General features: G+C 30.0%; 24 protein-coding genes. 12 read left to right on the top strand and 12 right to left on the bottom strand.

Features of this window, described 5'->3' with window-relative positions; genetic code table 11:
• Positions 1-87 precede the first annotated feature (87 nt).
• From dapF to HALO113_RS04135, 5 genes are all read left to right on the top strand, one after another.
• Positions 88-870 (top strand): diaminopimelate epimerase, encoded by a 783-nt coding sequence (gene dapF, locus HALO113_RS04155; RefSeq protein WP_159777826.1) that lies wholly within the window; start codon positions 88-90, stop codon positions 868-870.
• 19 nt (positions 871-889) lie between these two features.
• On the top strand, positions 890-1,426 hold the full coding sequence (locus HALO113_RS04150; protein WP_159777825.1) for a GNAT family N-acetyltransferase: 537 nt from the start codon (positions 890-892) through the stop codon (positions 1,424-1,426).
• 2 nt (positions 1,427-1,428) lie between these two features.
• Positions 1,429-2,469 (top strand): endolytic transglycosylase MltG, encoded by a 1,041-nt coding sequence (gene mltG, locus HALO113_RS04145; protein WP_159777824.1) that lies wholly within the window; start codon positions 1,429-1,431, stop codon positions 2,467-2,469.
• Between the two features lie 72 nt (positions 2,470-2,541).
• Complete coding sequence (locus HALO113_RS04140; RefSeq protein ID WP_370519315.1) at positions 2,542-3,477, top strand: DUF2279 domain-containing protein; 936 nt, start codon at positions 2,542-2,544, stop codon at positions 3,475-3,477.
• Positions 3,478-3,574: 97 nt separating this feature from the next.
• Positions 3,575-4,240: a peptidoglycan-binding protein LysM gene (locus HALO113_RS04135; RefSeq protein ID WP_159777823.1), complete on the top strand. Its 666-nt coding sequence runs from the start codon at positions 3,575-3,577 to the stop codon at positions 4,238-4,240.
• Between the two features lie 2 nt (positions 4,241-4,242).
• Here HALO113_RS04135 and HALO113_RS04130 read toward each other — a convergent pair whose 3' ends face one another.
• Genes HALO113_RS04130 through dnaA form a run of 3 tightly spaced genes read right to left on the bottom strand, consistent with a single transcriptional unit; the run spans position 4,243 to position 6,864 of the window.
• Positions 4,243-4,974 (bottom strand): SAM-dependent methyltransferase, encoded by a 732-nt coding sequence (locus tag HALO113_RS04130; RefSeq protein ID WP_159777822.1) that lies wholly within the window; start codon positions 4,972-4,974, stop codon positions 4,243-4,245.
• A gap of 3 nt (positions 4,975-4,977) precedes the next feature.
• Positions 4,978-5,433 (bottom strand): low molecular weight protein-tyrosine-phosphatase, encoded by a 456-nt coding sequence (locus HALO113_RS04125; protein ID WP_159777821.1) that lies wholly within the window; start codon positions 5,431-5,433, stop codon positions 4,978-4,980.
• Positions 5,434-5,436: 3 nt separating this feature from the next.
• Positions 5,437-6,864, bottom strand: coding sequence for a chromosomal replication initiator protein DnaA (gene dnaA / locus HALO113_RS04120; protein WP_159777820.1), 1,428 nt, complete (start codon positions 6,862-6,864; stop codon positions 5,437-5,439).
• Between the two features lie 199 nt (positions 6,865-7,063).
• Between dnaA and HALO113_RS04115 the strand changes: the two genes are divergently transcribed.
• Positions 7,064-7,465, top strand: coding sequence for a thioesterase family protein (locus tag HALO113_RS04115; protein WP_159777819.1), 402 nt, complete (start codon positions 7,064-7,066; stop codon positions 7,463-7,465).
• 14 nt (positions 7,466-7,479) lie between these two features.
• On the opposite strand, the gene HALO113_RS04110 is transcribed toward HALO113_RS04115, so the two are convergent.
• From HALO113_RS04110 to ribD, 4 genes are read right to left on the bottom strand one after another with little or no spacing between them, the layout of a single operon-like run.
• Complete coding sequence (locus HALO113_RS04110) at positions 7,480-8,097, bottom strand: YigZ family protein (protein ID WP_159777818.1); 618 nt, start codon at positions 8,095-8,097, stop codon at positions 7,480-7,482.
• Positions 8,097-8,954 (bottom strand): EamA family transporter, encoded by an 858-nt coding sequence (locus HALO113_RS04105; protein ID WP_159777817.1) that lies wholly within the window; start codon positions 8,952-8,954, stop codon positions 8,097-8,099. The genes HALO113_RS04110 and HALO113_RS04105 overlap by 1 nt, the downstream gene beginning before the upstream one ends.
• The gene (locus HALO113_RS04100) at positions 8,954-9,559 is read right to left on the bottom strand and encodes an HAD family phosphatase (protein ID WP_159777816.1); all 606 of its coding nucleotides are present in this window, start codon (positions 9,557-9,559) and stop codon (positions 8,954-8,956) included. Before HALO113_RS04100 ends, HALO113_RS04105 begins: the two co-directional genes overlap by 1 nt.
• The gene (gene ribD / locus HALO113_RS04095) at positions 9,552-10,613 is read right to left on the bottom strand and encodes a bifunctional diaminohydroxyphosphoribosylaminopyrimidine deaminase/5-amino-6-(5-phosphoribosylamino)uracil reductase RibD (protein WP_159777815.1); all 1,062 of its coding nucleotides are present in this window, start codon (positions 10,611-10,613) and stop codon (positions 9,552-9,554) included. The genes HALO113_RS04100 and ribD overlap by 8 nt, the downstream gene beginning before the upstream one ends.
• 81 nt (positions 10,614-10,694) lie before the next feature.
• On the opposite strand from ribD, the gene HALO113_RS04090 reads away from it, so the two are divergent.
• Positions 10,695-11,177, top strand: coding sequence for a GNAT family N-acetyltransferase (locus HALO113_RS04090; RefSeq protein ID WP_159777814.1), 483 nt, complete (start codon positions 10,695-10,697; stop codon positions 11,175-11,177).
• 11 nt (positions 11,178-11,188) lie between these two features.
• Positions 11,189-12,040 carry a peptide chain release factor N(5)-glutamine methyltransferase gene (prmC, locus tag HALO113_RS04085; protein ID WP_159777813.1) on the top strand — a complete coding sequence of 284 codons (852 nt, stop codon included), beginning with the start codon at positions 11,189-11,191 and terminating at the stop codon, positions 12,038-12,040.
• A 4-nt stretch (positions 12,041-12,044) separates the two neighbouring features.
• On the opposite strand, the gene HALO113_RS04080 is transcribed toward prmC, so the two are convergent.
• The gene (locus tag HALO113_RS04080) at positions 12,045-13,286 is read right to left on the bottom strand and encodes an ABC transporter permease (protein ID WP_159777812.1); all 1,242 of its coding nucleotides are present in this window, start codon (positions 13,284-13,286) and stop codon (positions 12,045-12,047) included.
• 207 nt (positions 13,287-13,493) lie between these two features.
• Here HALO113_RS04080 and hisS point away from each other — a divergent pair, with 207 nt between their 5' ends.
• Both hisS and trxB read left to right on the top strand, forming a co-directional pair.
• On the top strand, positions 13,494-15,167 hold the full coding sequence (hisS, locus tag HALO113_RS04075) for a histidine--tRNA ligase (protein ID WP_159779550.1): 1,674 nt from the start codon (positions 13,494-13,496) through the stop codon (positions 15,165-15,167).
• A 90-nt stretch (positions 15,168-15,257) separates the two neighbouring features.
• The gene (gene trxB / locus HALO113_RS04070) at positions 15,258-16,208 is read left to right on the top strand and encodes a thioredoxin-disulfide reductase (protein WP_159777811.1); all 951 of its coding nucleotides are present in this window, start codon (positions 15,258-15,260) and stop codon (positions 16,206-16,208) included.
• A 54-nt stretch (positions 16,209-16,262) separates the two neighbouring features.
• Here trxB and HALO113_RS04065 read toward each other — a convergent pair whose 3' ends face one another.
• Positions 16,263-16,487 (bottom strand): helix-turn-helix domain-containing protein, encoded by a 225-nt coding sequence (locus HALO113_RS04065; protein ID WP_159777810.1) that lies wholly within the window; start codon positions 16,485-16,487, stop codon positions 16,263-16,265.
• 222 nt (positions 16,488-16,709) lie between these two features.
• Here HALO113_RS04065 and HALO113_RS04060 point away from each other — a divergent pair, with 222 nt between their 5' ends.
• Both HALO113_RS04060 and HALO113_RS04055 read left to right on the top strand, forming a co-directional pair.
• The gene (locus HALO113_RS04060; RefSeq protein ID WP_159777809.1) at positions 16,710-16,943 is read left to right on the top strand and encodes a hypothetical protein; all 234 of its coding nucleotides are present in this window, start codon (positions 16,710-16,712) and stop codon (positions 16,941-16,943) included.
• A gap of 65 nt (positions 16,944-17,008) precedes the next feature.
• Complete coding sequence (locus HALO113_RS04055; protein ID WP_159777808.1) at positions 17,009-17,809, top strand: glutaminyl-peptide cyclotransferase; 801 nt, start codon at positions 17,009-17,011, stop codon at positions 17,807-17,809.
• Positions 17,810-17,817: 8 nt separating this feature from the next.
• Here the strand turns inward: HALO113_RS04055 and HALO113_RS04050 are convergent, their stop codons facing one another.
• The 3 genes from HALO113_RS04050 to HALO113_RS04040 form a co-directional block, all read right to left on the bottom strand.
• A complete protein-coding gene (locus HALO113_RS04050) occupies positions 17,818-18,651 on the bottom strand; it encodes a GIN domain-containing protein (protein ID WP_159777807.1) in 834 nt (277 codons plus the stop codon).
• A gap of 123 nt (positions 18,652-18,774) precedes the next feature.
• Complete coding sequence (locus HALO113_RS04045) at positions 18,775-19,515, bottom strand: head GIN domain-containing protein (protein WP_159777806.1); 741 nt, start codon at positions 19,513-19,515, stop codon at positions 18,775-18,777.
• Between the two features lie 35 nt (positions 19,516-19,550).
• Entirely contained in the window at positions 19,551-21,248 is a 1,698-nt protein-coding gene (locus HALO113_RS04040) for a PspC domain-containing protein (RefSeq protein ID WP_159777805.1), read from the bottom strand.

Genomic DNA, 21,248 nt, shown 5'->3' with positions numbered 1-21,248 from the left:
AGCTAATATTTGTTCTTTTATGTTTTGTTAATAAATTGTATTCCTAATCACTTTGTTTTTATCTTTGTGCTATATAAAATAAAATTAATGAAACTTCAATTTTATAAATATCAAGGTACAGGTAACGATTTTGTTATGATTGACAATCGTGATAATTGTTTTCCCAAAAATGATACCAAATTAGTAGCTTTTTTATGTGACAGAAAATTTGGAATAGGTGCAGACGGATTAATATTACTTGAAAATCATGAAAAATATGATTTTAAAATGGTGTATTATAATTCAGATGGAAATGAGAGTAGCATGTGTGGGAATGGCGGAAGATGTTTAGTTGCCTTTGCAAAAAAGATAGGAGTTGTCGATGAAAAAGCTGAATTTGAAGCGGTTGATGGATATCATTATGCTACCATTTCTGAACAAAACATTGTTTCATTGCAAATGAAAGATGTTTCGGGTGTTCATGTGTTTCCTAATCATTTATTTCTAAATACAGGTTCTCCTCATCATGTTGAAATGGTTACAGGTTTAGCACAATTTGATGTAAAAACAATAGGTAGTCAAATTCGGTATTCCGATTTATATGGTAAAGCAGGAAGTAATATCAACTTTGTTGAGCAACTTGACAGTGACAAATTTGCAGTACGTACTTATGAAAGAGGAGTTGAAGATGAAACCTTATCTTGTGGAACCGGAGTTACTGCAGTTGCAATTGCTATGTTTCATAATCAATTGACTTCTTCAAATGAGGTTAAACTGCAAGTAGAAGGGGGTAATTTAGAGGTAAATTTTGAGGAAAATAACGGAAATTATACGCACGTTTTTTTAATTGGTCCAGCTAAGTTTGTTTTTGAAGGTATAATTGAAGTATAAAAAAATAAAAATTAAACAATTGATTACACTAAAAGGGCAACAGATTTATTTAAGAGCTTTAGAACCTGAAGATTTAGAGTTTGTGTATTCTATTGAAAACGATGAAAAAATTTGGGAAATTAGTAATACAATTACTCCTTATAGCCGTTTTTTAATTCGTCAGTATTTAGAAAATGCTCATCAAGATATATATGAAGCAAAACAGTTAAGATTAGCTATTTGTCTTACAGAAACAAGTAAAATAATTGGCTTGATTGATTTGTTTGATTTTGACCCTAAGAATAATCGAGCTGGTATAGGAATTTTAATTCATAAGAATGAGAACAGAAGTCAAGGACTTGGAACAGAAGCCTTGCGATTATTAATTGAGTATGCTTTTACACAATTGCAATTGCATCAATTATTTGCAAATATAAGCGCAGATAACGCACATAGTTTCCAACTTTTTTCTAAATTTGGCTTTCAAGAAATTGGTATAAAAAAAGATTGGAACAAAGTCAATCATGTATATAAAGATGAGCATTTATTACAACTAATTAATTCTAAAAATAAATAAAATTGAGTCTAAAGAAAATAATTGCATATATCGCTGTTGCGGGTTTAGTAGCGGCTGGAATTTTAGGTTTTATAGTGTATAAAAAAGCATTTGTTTCAAATACAAAGTTTAATGAAAATGAATTGTTTGTATTTATTCCTACAAATAGTAGCTATTCTGAAGTAAAAGAAATTCTAAAACCTTATCTCATAGATTTGGATAATTTTGATTTTATGGCAAGTAGTAGAAAATATAATCAAAATGTTAAAGCGGGCCGATTTTTACTAAAAAAAGGGATGAATAATTTTGATATTGTTCGTTCTCTTCGTAGAAATGTTCCCGTGCGAGTTGCCTTTAATAATCAAGAAAGTATAGGTAACCTAGCAGGACGTTTAGCTTCTCAAACCGAACCAGATAGTCTAACTTTTGTTACTACATTTACAAATCCACAATTTTTAAAAGAGAATGAAATTACTGAAGAAGCTGTTTTAGCGCTATTTTTACCTGATACTTATGAGTTTTATTGGGACACTTCAGCCAATCAAATTGCTGAAAAAATGGCAAAATCATATCGTCGTTTTTGGAATCATGAACGAAAAATGAAAGCTGCAGCTAAAAATTTAACTCAAGTGGAAGTTTCTATTTTAGCCTCTATTGTACAAAAAGAAACGGTTAAAATAGATGAGAGACCTAGAGTTGCTGGAGTTTACTTAAATAGATTGGCAACAGGTATGCCTTTGCAAGCTGATCCAACAGTTATCTATGCTATAAAAAAACAGTCAGGAGATTTTAATCAGGTAATAAAAAGAGTATTGTATGATGATTTAAAAATAAATTCTCCTTATAATACATATATCAACACAGGATTGCCACCAGCACCTATAACAATGCCAGACATCTCTGCTATAGATGCGGTTTTAAATGCAGAAAAACACGATTATTATTATTTTTGCGCAAGTCCTTCTAAACCTGGATACCATCTTTTTGCAGCAAATTATGAACAACATCAAGTAAATGCTAAAGCTTACGCAGAATGGGTAAATAAATTAGGTATAAATAGATAGTTTTTGGAGCGAATTTACCTAACATATTGGTTATCCCTTTTCCTGCTTTTCGTTACAATCTTTTCTTGTTTTTTGCAAAACAAGAAAAGGATTTTTACTACAATCAGGGCTATTGTTTTTACTTTTTTTCTATTTGGGCAAGTTTCGTCCTATTCACAATCTTCATTTAATTCATTTTTAAAACCATCTGATACCTTAAATAAAAACAGAAAGACAAATGTTTTTATTACTGAAGCCATAATTTTAGGAGGAACACTAATTGGCTTAAATCAACTTTGGTATAAAGACTATGCTAAAAGTAATCTTCATTTTATTAATGATAATGAGGAGTGGTTGCAAATGGATAAAGCAGGACATTTATATTCCTCGTATCATTTGGGTAGAATAGGAGCAGAAGCTCTTAATTGGAGTGGTGCTTCAGAAAAAGAACAGTTGCTCTATGGAGCCACATTGGGTTTAGGTTTTTTAACAGTAGTGGAAGTGTTTGATGGTTTTTCACAAGAGTGGGGAGCCTCATCTGGAGATATGATTGCTAATTTCTCAGGAACTACCTTATATGTTTCTCAACAGTTACTTTGGAAAGAACAAAGAATTATTCCTAAATTTTCTTTTCACCAAACAAGTTATGCCAATTTACGCCCCAAAACCCTTGGAGATGGATTACATGAAGAAATTTTAAAAGATTATAACGGACAAACCTATTGGTTGTCATTTAATATTAACTCTTTTACAAAAGCAAAATGTATTCCTAAATGGTTGAATTTTGCTTTGGGTTATGGAGGAGAAGGAATGATTTACAGTTCTAATCGAGAAGCAAAAAAAAATGATTTTTCACAAAATATTTCTCGTCAATTATTTTTGAGTTTAGATGTAGATTTGACGAAAATTGAAACAAAATCTTCTTTTTTAAAAACTTTTTTTTCCGTTTTTAATACAGTAAAAATCCCAGCCCCAACGCTCCAAATAGTTGGTTTTAACGGATTTAAAGCACACTTAGTCTATTTTTAGAAAACTTTAACAAGCTCATAATCAATATTCTAAAAAATATTGTATCTTTGCCCCCGGAAATTTCAGCGTTGTGACAGGGCCTGAGAAATTTAAATTTATGGTAAAAAAAGGTTCGTATTTTTTTGGATTAACCATCCTAGTTGCATTAGTTTCATCAGGATTTAATTCCTTTGAAATTGAAAAAGTAGAAGGGTTTCATTTAGGAGAAAATGAGAAAATTTCTTATTATGTTCCAAGTGAGGATGAAAATGAAATCGAAACAGAAATCGATATGGAATCTGGTCTTGTTGCAGTTCCATATGTGGGAAAAACTTTCGCTGGATTTAAACAAGCAGTTGCTTTTAAAGAATCTAGAGGGGTTTTAAATAAGGTAAATACCTTTGGTTACATGGGTAAATACCAATTCGGAAGAAGTACATTACGTTCAGTAGGTATTCATGATTTTCAAGAATTTCTAAGAAATCCAGAATGGCAGGATAAGGCTTTTAGGGCGTTAATTGCAAAAAATAAATGGGAACTAAGAAAGGAAATTGAAAAATATAACGGAAGAGTTATTAATGGTGTTAAAATTACCGAGTCAGGTTTAATAGCAGCAGCTCATTTAGGAGGAGTAGGTTCTGTTAAAAAATACTTGAGAAGTAATGGAAAAAGAGGGTTTAAAGATGGTTATGGTACTTCTTTAAAAAGTTATATAAAGAAATTTGGAGGTTATGATATTTCTCACATTGCCCCAAATAAAAATGCCAAAGCCAAAGTTAGTTAAAATTACATTTTATGTATAATGAAAATGCAAGGTCGCTTATGTAAGTCGACCTTGTTTTTTTTCCATTCTGCAATAGTCTTTGTTTTTATAAATTCTGTTGGTAGTGTAATATCGCTGGCAATACATAAATAGGTGGTTGGATGCAAAATTTGAATTAAATCCTCTACTAATTTATTATTTCTATAAGGTGTTTCAATGAACAATTGAGATTGATTTCTTTCAAGAGATAAACGCTCATAATATTTTAATTCGTTTCTCTTTTCATTATTGTCAATGGGTAAATAACCATTAAATGCAAAACTTTGACCGTTCATGCCACTTGCCATTAAAGCGAGTAGAATGGAACTTGGTCCTACAAGTGGTACTACTTGGATTCCTTTTTGATGCGCTATTTTAACAATTATAGCCCCAGGATCTGCGATACCTGGGCAACCTGATTCGCTTAATATTCCCATATTTTTACCCTCTAATAGAGGTTTGATCATATTAAAATGTTCAGAGTTTTCTGTGTGCTTATTTAATAAAGACAGTTTTAAATCAGATTGTTTCTTATCTGGATGTATGCTTTTTATAAAACGGCGGGCTGTTTTTTCATTTTCAACGATAAAATCATCAATAAAATCGATAGCCCTTTTAATTGTTTGAGGTAGTACATCTTCAGGAATAACGCTGGTCTCACCAGGATTAGATAAAGTACAAGGAATTAAATAAAGTTTTCCAAAAGAGGTGTTCATTGTTTATTTTATTTTTTTTGCAATGATCTCGCATGCTTTGTCTAACATTTGGTATACATTTTCAAAACCTTCTTCTCCTCCATAATAAGGATCGGGTACTTCAACGTTTTCATTAGGAAAAAGCTCATTTAATATCAATTTTACTTTGGCTTTACCCTCAGAATTAGGAGCTAATTGAAGAATGTTTTTGTAATTTGACAAATCCATTGCATAAATATAATCAAATTTTTCAAAATGTTTTACTGTAAAATGTTGCGCTCTTTGGTCGGTAATGTCGATTCCATATTTTTTTGCAATTGCTATCGAGCGTTTGTCAGGTAATTGTCCTACATGCCAATCTCCTGTTCCAGCGGAGTCTACTATAAATTGATCTTTCGGTAATTTACTTTTTAAAATGCCTTCAGCCAATGGTGAACGACAGATGTTTCCAAGGCAAACCATTAAGATTTTTATAGCCATTTTTTATAGAGAAAGTTTTTTATTAATATCATCAACAAACTTTCTAAATTGTTTGTCAGTAGTTACTAAATTGTCTACGGTTTTACATGCATGTAAAACGGTGGCATGATCTCTATCTCCTATTTGAGTACCAATATTTGCTAAAGAAGATTTTGTGTATTTTTTTGCAAAAAACATAGCCAGTTGTCTCGCTTGAACCACATGTCTTTTTCTTGTTTTTGATTGTAAGGTTTCTATATCTAATTGGAAATAATCAGATACAATTTTTTGAATATAATCAATAGAAATCTCTCTTTTTACATTCTTAACAAATTTTTCAACAATTTGTTTAGCTAATTCAATAGTCACTTCTCTTTTATTAAACGAAGATTGAGCGATTAATGAAATTATAGCGCCTTCAAGTTCTCTTACGTTGCTTTTAATGTTTTTGGCTACATATTCGATAATTTCATCAGGCATTTCTACACCGTCTCTATACAAAATGTTTTTTAATATGGAGATACGTGTTTCATAATCAGGTTGATGTAATTCGGCTGATAATCCCCATTTGAATCTAGAAAGTAATCTTTGTTCAATATCCTGCATGTCCACAGGAGCTTTGTCGGAAGTTAAAATAACTTGCTTTCCGTTTTGATGTAGATGGTTGAATATGTGAAAGAATACATCTTGAGTTCCAGATTTTCCTGATAAAAATTGAACATCATCTATAATAAGAACGTCAATTAATTGATAAAAATGGATAAAATCATTTCTTGTGTTTTTCTTAACCGAATCAATATATTGTTGTGTGAAAATTTCTGCAGAAATATATAAAACTGTTTTTTCAGGGAATTTATCTTTTATTTCCACACCAATAGCATGAGCTAAGTGGGTTTTACCTAATCCTACTCCTCCAAAAATTAGCAAAGGATTAAATGAGGTTCCACCGGGTTTATTAGCAACTGCCATACCAGCACTTCTAGCTAATCTATTTGAATCTCCTTCTAAGAAATTGTCAAAACTATAATTAGCGTTTAATTGTGAATCTATATTGATATTCCTGATGCCAGGAATAATAAATGGATTTTTTAATTCAGGATTTTTCTGAACTATTGGTACATCTACTTCCTGTGTTTTTACTGGTTGTCTATTGTTACTTGGAATTTGTTCTGTAAATGGAAGCTTATTGCCATAAGTATTTTCCATTTTAATTTTGTATAATAATTTTGCACTTTGTCCAAGTTCTTTGGTAAGGGCAACTTTAAGAAGTTTTACATAGTGTTCTTCTAACCATTCATAGAAAAATTTACTAGGTACTTGGATAGACAATGCGTTATCATTTAGGTCAACTGCCTGTATAGGTTCAAACCATGTTTTAAAGGCTTGTTCCTGGATGTTATCTTTTATAAACAACAGACAATTTTTCCATACTGATTGCGCAGTTTTATCCATATATTTGCTTTTTTTTATAATTATCTTTAGCTTTTATAGTAGTTGTCTTACAAAGATGAATGAGTTAATAGCTTTGTAAACGGGAGAACAAATATGTGAACAATTTTTGGTAAAAAAAAACAAAATCACTATTGATTTTTCAAAAAAAATATTGTAAGCCTGAAGAAGGAATTAAATATTAATTTATTGTGTTTTTAAAATGAGAGAATATGAATTTAAAGTAAGAGTAAGATATGCTGAAACAGATCAAATGGGTGTGGTTTATCATGGTAATTATGCTCAGTATTTTGAAATGGGAAGGGTTGAATGGCTTAGAAATCTAGGTGTTTCTTATAAATGGATGGAAGAAAACGGAATTATGCTACCAGTAGTTTCTTTAACTATGAATTATAAGAAACCCGCACGTTATGATGATCTGTTAACAGTTAAAACGATATTCAAAAGCCAGACATCTGTAAAGATTGAATTTGAGTATGAGATTTATAATGATATCAACGAGTTATTAACAACGGGTTATTCTATGCTGGTTTTTGTTAATATGAAAACAGGAAGGCCTTCTTTGCCACCTGACTACGTTAGCGAAAAAATTAAAGCTTTGTAGTAATATGTTATAGTTTATAAATCAATTTTTTGAATTGTTATTTCGTACAATGATTCAAAAATTTGATTTATTTTTTCTTCATTCTGTTTGCGTGTCGCTATTTCAATTTGACAATTCATTTCCATTTTTTGACTAATTATAGCGAGTTGTTGTTCTTTTACAACTCGCATTACCTTATTCATGTTTTTGTAATCGAAAGTAATAAGAAAATGAATGTCAATTGTTTTTTCAATAATAAAAGCGTTTTCTAAAGCCATTTGTGCTGCAGTTTTGTATGCTGAAATGAGTCCGCCAACGCCTAGTTTTACTCCACCAAAATAACGAACAACAACGATTAATACATTGGTAACTTCAAAGGATTGAATTTGACCATAAATAGGCATACCTGCGCTATTGCTTGGTTCTCCATCATCATTTACTCTATAATACATGTGCTCTGTACCTATTTGATATGCATAACACCAATGTCTTGCGTTATAATGCTGTTTTTTTAATTCAGATACAATCTCTTTTATTTCATTCTCATTAGTTACTGGAAAAGCATAACCAAAAAATTTACTATTCTTCTCTTTGTAAAGAATTTCTTCAGAAGGATTTTGTAATGTTTTATAAGTGTCTTTTATTTGAGTCATTATAGTGAAAGCAACAATAAGGCAATAATAGCAAAAGCTATACCTATATAATTATATTTTTGAATTTTTTCTTTAAATAAAAGTATGCCAATTAAAGTAGTGAGCAAAATTACGCTAATATTGATTAAGGTAAACAGAGTAGCACTAGAAATTTTATCATTTTGTAGAGCTTTAATTAAGAAATACATAGAAAAATAGTTAGGTATTCCTAACGCAATTCCTCCGACAAGATTTTTTATTTTGAACTCGAACGTATTTGTAGTTTTTTGAAATAGAAGGATGCCTATTCCAATTAAAAAAGCACTTAAAAAAGTTAAAGCCGAAAATAAACCAGTATCATCTGAGTCTATATGTGTTTTTTGAATATAATTAATACTTGTGTCAATAATACCTGAGCCAAAAAATAAAAGAATGGGATAAATATAATTAGATGGTCCAAAACTAATATCGTTTCTTTTAGTGGTAAAATAAACGGCAATTAATGCGATAAGTATGCCTATTATTTTAAATAAATCTATTTTTTCTTTAAGAAAAAGAAGCGCAAAAAGTACGGGTATTATTAAGGACATTTTACTGGCAACGGAAGCTACTGATACACCATTTTTTTGAGAAGTTTGCCCCATAACAAAAAAAATAGAAATGAATAAAATGCCTAAATATAAGCAATAGGAAAACCAATGTATTTCGCCTATATGAGAAATAGATATTGAAGAAGGACTTATAGAAATTCCTGTTACAAATGCTACCAGATAATTAAAAATGATGGCTTGTAAAGTGTTGATATTGTATTTTTGAAAATATTTAAAAACTATAAATAAAAAGACTGAAAATAAAACAGCTAAAATTATATGAATCATTAATAATTGTTAAGTTTTTCAATTAATGAAGTTACGTCTTCTTCTTTAGGGTTCAAATGCCATGTTTGTAAACCTACTTTTTTTGCGCCTTCAATATTTTCTAATTTGTCATCTACAAATAAAGTCTTTTTTGGAACTAAATTATGATTGTTAATGATGTATTTGTAGGTGTTTTCATCTGGTTTTCTTTGGCCTATTTCAAAAGAGAAATAGACTTTTTCAAAACAAGAATAAAAATCTCTAGCAAAGGATTGTCCTACTTTGTGTTCAAATTTGTCAATATGTGTAGCATCGGTATTGCTTAGTAAAAATAAGCGGTATTTTGAACTTATCATTTGTAAAAACTCTAAGCGGTATAATGGAAAATCTAATAAAATAGCATTCCATGCCTCTCTTATAGTAACTAAATCTGTTGATGTTGTGTGTTTCTGAATTCCTTCAATAAAAGCTAGTTCATCTATTTTCCCAATCTCATAACTCTTATTTAAAGTGTCTAATTCTCTATTCCATTCTTTTAGACCTAGTTTTTGTAAAGCATTAGCTGTTGCTTTAGGGTCTAAATTGATGAAAACATCCCCAAAATCAAAAATAATTGTGTCAATCATAATTTCTGAAAATTTTTAAAGTATCGTCCATTATGTTCATCGTTTTTGTAGAAATTGAATTCAGGACTGGGGCTTTTATTCCAGAATTCAATACTGTATTTCCTTCAAAAACGCGGGCTTCATCCCACAAGTTCAAATCTATAAAGGATTGTAAGGTCTTTAAACCGCCTTCTATGATTACAGATTGGATCTCTTTTTTATATAGACGATTTGTTAAATTTAGTAAAAAATTGGTATCAAAAACAATATTTTCGTAAATAATATTTTCTTTTTTTGTTAAAATGTTATTTTCGGTAAAAAAATAAGTCTTTAATTCGTTGCTTTTTACAGCAAAATCTTCTGATATTTTATTGGATTTATCTATTATAAGTCTAATGGGATTTTGGCCACTAAAATCGCGAGCATTTAATTTTGGATTGTCATCTAAAACGGTTTGTGTACCTACAAGAATTGCTTCTTCTTCTGTACGCCATTTATGAACTAATTGTCTCGAATACGTATTGGTAATCCAAATAGGTTGTAATGCTTTATGTGCTGTTGCTCTCTCTGATTTATCTGGAGCCAAAAAACCATCTTTACTAGCAGCCCATTTTAAAATAATATAGGGTCTTTTTTTTTGATGAAAAGTAAAAAAACGTTTATTTAATTCGTTGCATTCTTTTTCTAAAATACCTAAAGTAACATGACAATTGTTTTCACGTAATTTTTTTATTCCATTTCCTGCTACTTTTGCAAAAGGATCAATTGTACCAATAACAACATTAGGGATTTTGTGAGATACAATTAAATCACTACATGGAGGTGTTTTTCCAAAATGACTACAGGGTTCTAAACTAACATAAATAGTGGCTTTCGAAAGTAATGTTTTATCTTTTACAGAATGAATAGCATTCACCTCAGCATGTGGCTCACCCGCTTTTTTATGCCAACCTTCTCCAATTATCTTGTTATCATGTACAATTACACTTCCTACCATTGGATTAGGATAAGTAGTACCTAATCCATTTTTTGCTAGTTGAATGCAACGTTTCATGTAAAATTCATGTGTACTCATATTGCAAAGGTAGTATTTTAAGGTATATTTTTAGTTAGGTTAAAACCAATTTATGTACTTTTACCTCACAAATTTTTAACTATGAAGATTAGAGAAATTGAGGAAAAGGATAATGCTCAAATAGCTAAAGTAATTCGTGATGTTTTTGAAGAATTAGATGCTCCAAAAGTGGGAACAGCTTATGCCGATCCTATATTAGATACTTTGTATGAAGTGTATCAAAAGGAAAGATCAATTTATCTAGTAGTTGAAAAAGACAATCAAGTTGTAGGAGGTTGCGGAATAGCTCCATTAGAAAATGGCGCTTCGCATATTTGTGAATTACAAAAAATGTATTTTGCTCCTGAAATTAGAGGTACAGGCTTAGCAAAAGAAATAATCGAAAAATGTTTGATTTTTGCCAAGGAGCAACAATTTACACTTTGTTATCTAGAAACCCTCTCTTTTATGAAAGCTGCTCAGAAATTGTATTCAAATTTAGGTTTTCAATCAATAGATCAGCCTATGGGTTGTACTGGTCATAGCAGTTGTGAGGTATGGATGACTAAAGATTTGCAACTATAGAAATTAAGAAAATGCTTTTAAAAGATTATAGAAAAGAGTTTACTTTAAATTTAGAACCTTTATTTGATAAAATGGAAATCGAGAGTTTCTTTTTTATCATTTTAGAACATTTGCATCAAATGAAGCGAGTGGATTTGGCATTACAACCTGATTTGGAATTGACTGAGGATAAATTACAAAATTGGAATGCTATTTTAATTCAATTAAAGAAAGAAAAACCAATTCAATATATTATAGGGGAAACCGAATTTTATGGATTGCGTTTTTTGGTTAATGAAAATACCTTAATTCCAAGACCTGAAACGGAAGAACTAGTGCTATGGATTATTGAATCACAAAACAAATCTTCTCAAGAAATTGCTATTTTAGATATAGGAACGGGTTCTGGATGCATTCCTATTTCGTTAAAGAAAAATATTTCTAATGCAAAAGTTGTAGCTATTGATGTTTCTACTGATGCATTAGCGGTTGCTAAAAAAAATGCAATTTTAAACCAAACTGCGATTCATTTTATACATAAAGATATTTTACAAACGGAAACTTTAGATGCAAGATATGATATTATTGTATCTAATCCACCCTATGTAAGACATCTTGAAAAAGAAGAAATAAAGAAAAATGTTTTAGATTATGAGCCTCATATGGCTCTTTTTGTGGAAGATACTGATGCTTTGTTGTTTTATAGAAAAATTGCGCAATTGGCGCTTAAATCATTGAATACTAACGGCTATGTTTTTTTTGAAATTAATCAATATCTTGGTCTTGAAACTGTGCAATTATTAGAAAAATTAGGTTTTATAAATATCGAATTGAAGAAAGATATTTATGGTAATGATCGTATGATTCGTTGTTCATTACCATAAAATTTTATTCATAACGAAGTGCTTCTACCGGATCTAGTTTAGAGGCTTTAATTGCTGGATATAAACCTGAAATAATGGTAACTATTAAGGTTGTTATAAAAGCAGCAAACATCGCTAACCAAGGTACTACAAAAGAAAAACCTGCAAATAATGCAATTACTGTTCCTAGAATAATACCAAAAAGTATTCCTAGAAAACCACCTATTTGACTAATAATAAAAGTTTCGGTAAAAAACTGCCAAGCTATAGTACTTCTTTTTGCTCCTAATGATTTTCTTATTCCAATTTCTCGTGTACGTTCACTAACCGAAACGAGCATGATATTCATTAAGGCTATGGTGGAACCAAAAACTGTAATGGCTCCAATAATGACTGCAACCAAATTAATTACAGCTAAGTTTGAACCTAAAGTTTGAATTAAATCATCACTACGAGAAATACCAAAATCTTCTTTTTGTATAGGATTTAATTTTCGTATCAAACGCATAGTCACAATGGCATCATTAACCGCTTCATCTAATAAGGCTTCATTATTTACTTTTATATTTAAATCATAATTAATGTTGGGTGCCGAAAAAATGGAACGAGCAATTTGAGTTGGAATTAAAACGCGTAAATCCTGACTGTTTCCAAAAGTAGAGCCTTTTTCTTTTAAAACACCAATAACTTTAAATTTAGCTCCTCTGATGGAAATAATTCGATCTAATGGGTTTTTGTCTTTAAAAAGACCTTTTTCAAAATCAGAACCTAAAATACATACATAATTATTGTTGGTAATATCGAAAGAATTAAAATTTCTTCCTTTTACAACTTCTAGACCTTTATTAGGACAAAAATTTTCATCTACACCTAAAATAGAAATTTCTGGATCTGTTTTTTCTCCTTGATATTTTACCTCGATGGCTGATGCAGCAGTAAACGATAAAGAAGTGGAAGTGGATGGGAAATCATATTTATCTTTAAATGCCTTAGCTTGTGGATAACTAATAATAGGATTCACTTTTTGCTCCACATTATTTCGGTTGATTTGACCAGAAAAATCATACCTGCTAATAGAAAACGTATTGGCTCCCATTGAAGCAAAATTTCCAAAAATATTATTTTCTAAAGCTTTTGTCAAGGTAAGAATACCTACTAAAAAGGTAATTCCTATCATAATAATTAAAACAGTTAAAGCTGTACGCAATACTTGACTCTTTATAGAATCTATTGCTATCCTAGTGTTTTCTTTAAATAATCCTACCATAATGACAATTAGACTTTAGAAAGTAAATTTTGTTACATTTTTTTAGTAAATAGTAAAAAGTTAATAGTAATTATTTATATAATTTTTCTGAATCAGTAATAAATTCGATATTTGCATTTTAGATGTTCAAAAGAAAATGTTACTATTTATTCGGTGCATTTTTCAATTGGCACATTGACACATTATCAAATTGACACATTCATAAAAATGGCTCAGAAACCAAGTATACCAAAAGGAACGCGCGATTTTTCTCCTATTGAAGTCGCAAAACGCAATTATATTTTCAGTACGATAAAAACCAATTTCGAAAAATTTGGTTTCCAACCTATAGAAACGCCTTCTTTCGAAAATTCGGAAACCTTAATGGGAAAATATGGAGAAGAAGGCGATCGCTTGATTTTTAAAATATTAAATTCAGGGGATTATTTAGATGATTTACGTTCTAATGTAATTGATTCAGGTAAATTTAGTGTTCATTTTTTTGAAATTTTAGAAGGCTTCGGAATAATTATAAGAAATAATAATAATTTTAATGAGTTTGAAGAAACTTTAAAAAGATTTTTATCAATATATTCTGGATTGACTTTTGATGAAAAAGAAATATTATCAGAATGCTTTACAGAAAATAAAAATGAAATTTTTGATTTTTTTAGTAAATATAAAAAGCATGATAGCTTTAATGAAGTTACTTTACAATTTAAAAGAGATATTTTTAAAAATGTATATAGCAAATATATTAATAGTTTAGAAGCTCTAAATTCCAAAAAAGCGACATCATTAATTTCTGAAAAAGCATTGCGTTACGATTTAACCGTTCCTTTCGCAAGATATGTGGTGCAACACCAAAATGAAATTGAGTTTCCGTTTAAAAGGTATCAAATTCAACCGGTTTGGAGAGCAGATCGTCCTCAAAAAGGTCGTTTTAGAGAGTTTTATCAATGTGATGCGGATGTAGTAGGTTCTAATTCGCTTTGGCAAGAAGTAGAATTGGTACAATTATACGATTCCGTTTTTAGTCAATTAGGATTAAAGGGTGTAACTATTAAAATCAACAATCGTAAAATATTATCAGGAATTGCTGAGGTTATTGGCGCTTCGGATAAATTAATCGATTTTACAGTTGCTTTAGATAAATTAGATAAAATAGGGGAAGAGGGTGTTAAAAAAGAAATGCTTGAAAAAGGAATTGCTGAAGAAGCGATTACTAAAGTGCAACCTTTATTTAGTTTTACGGGAACAATCGCTGAGAAAATTGCGAAGTTAGCGGATTTGTTAGTTACTTCAGAAGAAGGAATGAAAGGAGTAGAAGAATTACTATTTATTTGCGATAATATTAACGAAATCGGTTTACAAACCGCTACATTAGATTTAGACGTTACCTTAGCACGAGGTTTAAATTATTATACAGGTGCTATTTTTGAAGTGGCAGCTCCCAAAGGTGTGGCTATGGGTTCTATTGGTGGTGGTGGTCGTTATGATGATTTGACAGGTATTTTTGGTTTAAAAAACATGAGTGGTGTAGGAATTTCATTTGGCTTAGACCGAATCGCTTTGGTCATCGAAGAACTGAATTTATTTCCTGAAACTGTTACTGCAACTTCAAAAGCCTTATTTTTAAATTTTGGTTTAGAAGAAGCTAAATATGCGATGAAAGCTATTGCAAAACTAAGACAAGCAGGAGTTAAAGTTGAAATGTATCCAGATGCAACAAAAATTGGTAAACAATTTCAACATGCTGATAAAAGAGGAATTCCTTATGCTATTTTAGTTGGTGAAGAAGAAATAAAAAACAATCAGTTTGGTATTAAAGATTTGGCTACAGGATCGCAACAAAAAGTGTCTTTTGAAGAATTATTAAATCAATTAAAAGAGAATAAATAAACCTTATTGTCAAATAGTTATTTTGTAAGTAATATAACATTTCATTTGGCTCAAAATGCTTAATTTTGGGCTTCAATAAAAAAATAAATCATGTCAGATACAATAGAAAAAGTAAAATGTTTAATTATAGGTTCTGGACCAGCAGGATATACTGCAGCGATTTATGCGGCTAGAGCCAATATGTTTCCTGTGTTATATCAAGGGCAACAACCTGGTGGGCAATTAACAACAACAAACGAAGTGGAAAATTTCCCGGGTTATCCAGATGGAGTTACTGGACCAGAAATGATGATACAATTACAAGAACAGGCAAAACGTTTTGGAACAGATATAAGAGATGGTTGGGTAACTAAAGTTGATTTTTCTGGAGAAATTCATAAAGTATGGGTTAACGATACGATTGAAATTCATGCAGAAACCGTTATTATTTCAACAGGTGCTTCGGCTAAATATTTAGGATTACCTTCTGAACAAAAATATTTGCAATTAGGCGGTGGTGTTTCAGCTTGTGCGGTTTGTGATGGCTTTTTCTACAGAAATCAGGAAGTAGTAATTGTGGGTGCAGGAGATAGCGCTTGTGAAGAAGCCCATTATTTATCAAATATTTGTAAAAAAGTAACCATGTTAGTGAGAAGCGATCAATTTAGAGCTTCTCGTATTATGGAAGAAAGGGTTAGAAAAACACCTAATATTGAAATTTTAATGCATACAGAGACTGAAGAAGTCTTAGGTGATGGACAAGTAGTAACGGGTGTAAGAGCAAAAAACAGAACTACAGGAGAGGCAATTGAAATACCTGCAACGGGTTTCTTTGTGGCTATAGGTCATAAACCCAACACCGATATTTTTGCAGATTATTTAGATTTAGATGAAACGGGATACATTAAAAATATTCCTGGAACAGCCAAAACAAATGTGGCTGGTGTGTTTGTAGGTGGTGATGCTGCAGATCACGTCTATCGACAAGCAATTACAGCAGCAGGAACTGGTTGTATGGCTGCGTTAGATGCGGAACGTTATTTAGCTGCTAAACATTCATAAAATTGGAATTAAAAGATAGAATAAAAAAAGGTCATTCTTTTGAATGACCTTTTTTTATTCTATCTTTTTAAAAAATTCAGAAAGAGAGATGTTAAAATAGCTACAAATTTTTGATAATGTTGAAACTGTTATATTGGTTTTTCCTTGTTCTATTCTTGCTAAATGAATTCCAGTATCAAAATAGAATGTCTCTAAAGTCACATTGTTAGACTTTCTCAATTGTTTGATATTGAGAATAATTTTTTGTAAAAGTTCTTTATCTTGAAATTGCTTAGCCATTTCGCAATTTCAAATTACTTTAATGAAAAAATAATTACATATTTGTCATTTTTTAAATTTCTTTTTTTATTTTTGGGTTAATATTTAGTTATAGTTAATTCAAAATAAATGTGATTTATAAATATTTTATGATCACTAAAAGATATTCTTGCGCAGGAATAGTCAGAAGTTCAAGTGACTATAAATGTTTGGACCAATTTTAATTTTATTAATTTTTAAAAAATGAAAAAATCAATTTTAAATTTGAAAGGTGTATCTGTATTGACAACGATGGAACAAAAAAACATCGTCTCTGGTGAAGATGTGAGTCAAGGAATAGAAGATACAATTACAAATACTCCTAAATTATTTCAACCGATTCCTCTTGGTTATGAATTATCACAATCAAGTTGTTCATTTTTGTTTGGTAGAGGTTGGACGTATAATGGTCTTGCTGGTTGTGTTCATCATAACTAATTTATATCTTTGATTAATTAAGTTCGGATATTTATCCGAACTTTTAATTTTTAATTTTTTTTGTAATGAAATTCAGTTTTTTATCTATTTTATTTTTTTTGTTTTTTATTTCTTGTAAAGAAAAGGAAGAAAATAATTCCCAAGAATCTATTATTTCTATAAAACAATATGTTATCAAAAACACTTATCCTCATGATACCAATTCTTTTACTGAAGGTTTGTTTTTTGATGGAGGAAATTTATTTGAAAGCACTGGTGCTCCTGAGAGTGTGGCAAATACTAGATCTCTTTTTGGGATATTAAGTCTTGAAACTGGCAAAATTGATGTAAAAGCTGAACTAGATAAAAGCATTTATTTTGGTGAAGGTATTGCAAAGGCAAATAATAAAATTTTTCAATTAACTTATTTGAATAAAATGGGTTTTGTATATGATGCGGAAACATATCAACAATTAAGTACTTTTAAATTTGAAAACAACGAAGGTTGGGGTTTAACAAATTTAGGTGATTCAACTTTAATTATGAGTGATGGGACAGATGTATTGACATTTTTAGATGTAAATACTCAAAAACCTACAAAAAAGATTAAAGTTACTGAATATGGAAACCCAGTTTATAGATTAAATGAGTTAGAATACATTAATGGTTTTGTTTATTCTAATGTTTACACTGAAAATAGAATTTTGAAAATAGACATTAATACTGGAAAAGTAGTAAAATCAATAGATTTATCTAGTTTATATTTTGATGTTAAAAATAGATTTTCAGGTTCTATGGAAATGAATGGGATTGCATATAATTCTAAAAAGAATACGTTCTATATAACGGGAAAAATGTGCCTGTTATTTTTGAAATTGAAATTTTAGAATAGCATTTACAATTCCTTTTTATACAATGTAGTTGAATTGGTAAACTTTCTCATTTCAATTTTGGGTTCTCCATATAATTCAACTTGTGTTTTTCCTGAAGCGGATAAGGCCAATTCTTTTGTTACATTTACTTCGCATTTGGCATAATTTTCAACTGTTAAATCCATTACTGCTGCAGTAAATTTGTTGGCTAATAAATAAGCATTGTTGTCTAATCTTATTTTAGCATTGGCAGCATCGCCTTCAATTTTTACTTCAGCTTTTTCATATAAATCTATTTTTACTTCGGGTGAAGCAACTAAAGCTTTTAATTCAGCATTTTTGCTTACTTCTAAAACTGTATTTTGAGCTTTTACATTTAATTCGGCTTCCGATTTATCATTTAAAATTAAGGTAAAAGCGTTAGAATTTACATTTAAAAAAGATTGGGATGAGTCAAAATTTTTGATTGTAATCGTATCTAATTGTAATGCATTTAAAGCATGTAATTTTGCCTCATTTTTTACTGTAATAAGTTTTAAATCAGATGCGTAATTAATTCTTAAATCAAATTTTTTTGCTCCACTCACTGTTTTTAAAGTAGTAATGCGAAGTGTATTTCCTGTAACAGCAAAATTAACAACATCGTGTAAATTGTCATCGGCTTCGATTTCTATAGATGGTGTATCTGCTTTAACTAAGTAGATTTCTACATTGTCTTCTATTTCAATATTTTGAAATGTCTCAACTTGTTTTATAGTATGAGTAATAATCTTAGAACCTTTAATTTTGTCTTTTTTTTGGGAAAAACCAATGTTAGAAGCGAATAATACTAAAAGTAAAAAAGTTATTTTTTTCATTTATTATGATAATTATATAGGTTAAACTGCTCAATAATCATTCCAAAAAAATTGAAGCAATACAAGGCAAATATAAAAAAAACATCAGCTTATAGGCTGATGTTTTTTTAGTTATTGAATAAATTATTTTATATCGACACTTCCACCTGAATTTTCGTCTTTAATTAAAGAATTCGGTTTTGAGGCTACGCTAATACTACTACCACTAGATGCTTCTGCCTTTAACTCATTGGTTACATTAACATGCGTTGTGCTGCCGCTTGATGAACTTGATTGACCATTTTCTGCAATTAATTTTTCCAGATTGATAGAACTACCACTAGATGATTCTGTGTTAATTGATTTTGCAGTTCCTTTAGCAGTTATACTGCTTCCGCTACTACTTTCGCAAGATAAAGTATTGCTTTTTATTACTATGTCAATTAAACTACCACTACTTGATTCTAATTCTAGATTTTCAAAATTCAATTCTTTCTCACTGCTTACACTAGCTCCACTTGATGAAGAAATTTTATTCAAATTTGGTAAACAAACATAGATTTTTTTTGCTTTACAATTTAAGATGTTAACATCTGTATGTATCTTTAATTCACCATCTTTAACTTCTGTAAAAATATGGTCTTGAAGATTTTCATCTGCTTCCACTTTAACGCTAACATTATTATCTTGTCTTATAATAACTTCTAAACCAGTTTGTGCAGCAATTGCATTAAAAGGCATGTCAATGGTTCGGTTAACTTCTACTACTGTTCCATTTCCTTTAAGGGTTTCTCTATTCCAATTGGAATTCATGCAAGATTGTAATAACAAGACTGCAAGAATTGTTACAATCATTTTTGTTATTTGTAAAATGAATTTTGTCATGATTTTGGTTTTTTATTTGTTTATTTAAAATGTTTTTATTTTGCTTCTATTTGTATGTTGTCTTTTGAAGCGTTGATTTTAACTTCATTATTGTTTAAATGAATGGATATTTCATCCTCATCAAAATCCTCAACATCTTCATCTTCATTTTCATTTTCTTCAGAAGGACAATTAGTACATACTATTTTATTGTCTTTCACTTCATAAATATAATTATCGGAACTATAATGTAAATTGAAAATATCATTATCAGACCAATCATAATCTTGTATGCTGTCATCTGGTTTTAAATAAATTCCATTAGGTAAATAGATATAAACATTAACTTCCTGATCTCTAAATTTATTTCCAAATGCTGTGGTGAAATAATTATCTAAAGTAATTTTATTTCCTTGAATATCAAAATTATATCGTATTTTTTCTGAACGACTAGTAGCTTCTTTATGTGATTTCCCCGTGGCAGAACGTTCTACTTGTAAAAAAGGTTGATTTTCATCTGTTTTTAAGAAATGCACACGCACTTTCGTAGAATATATGATTTCATTATTGTTTTCGTCATGAGTATATTTATTATATGCTCTTTCATTAATACTTTTAGCATAATAATTGTTGTACTGCATTCTTACATAGATAGTGTCATTTGGTTGTACAAAAAGTTGTTCCTTTTTCACTGTTTTCCCTTCAAAACCTATAGCTGTAGCTTGTTGTACACCTAAATAAGTTATTCCTATAATTGCTACTATCCAGATAGCTAACAAAGAATATTTTATATTGTTACCAATAGATTTCATATTCGTAACCAATAATTTTAGACCCAGTATAAGTAAGAAAAATAAAGGTATTCCTACACTAAGAAGTAAAAGTACTCCCTGTATCCACATAGGAACATCAAAATCCAATGGAGTATGTATATTATTAAAAATGTACGAATTAGGTAATGATGATGAGAAAATCATAAATAAAGATCCTATGAGTACTCCTAATAATGACATAGCTGAGAAGAAAATAATAAAAATGCCAATTATTTTTATCATAACTTTAAAGAAACTTAAAAACAAATCACTTAAAGTATTGCCTATTTGTTGTGCTCCAGACTTAGCGGTATTTGCTATTTTTTGATGATCTAAATTATTAATTTTATCACTAATTTCATGGATTCCTTCTTTGACTTTTTTTTCAATATTTGAAATAGTTATAGGTTCACCTCTCATTTCTAATTTTTGAGAGGTAGTTACTGCTTCAGGAACTATAATCCATAATAATAAATAGATTAAAATAGGACTTCCCACACCAGCAATTACAATTAAAACTATACCTAAACGAATCCAAAGTGGATCAATATTAAAGTAATGACCAAAACCCGCTGCAACACCACCTAAAATGGCATTTTCTTTGTCTCTATATAAACGTTTAGATCTTGCATGATAAGTTGTTCCAGAATATGAAGATTGAGAAGAGTAAGTTGTTTCTTCATCTATCTTATAATCTTCAGGTTGTCCCATAATAGCAATTATTTCGTCTAACTCGGTTAAACCAATTACTTGCTTCTCCGTTTTAATTCTTTCTTGAAAAAGTTCAGCTATTCTGCTTTCTATATCTTTTATAATTTCATCTCTTCCTTCTGGAGAAAGTGATCGTTTCACTGCATCAAAATAACGTGATAATTTTTGATACGCATCTTCATCAATATGAAAAAAGAAACCTCCTAAATTGATACTTATTGTCTTATTCAT

The sequence above is a fragment of the Flavobacterium sp. 9AF genome (assembly GCF_902506265.1).
Taxonomy (GTDB): Bacteria; Bacteroidota; Bacteroidia; order Flavobacteriales; family Flavobacteriaceae; genus Flavobacterium.
Note: the sequence above shows the minus strand (reverse complement) of the source record. Positions and strands in the feature narration are given on the sequence as shown.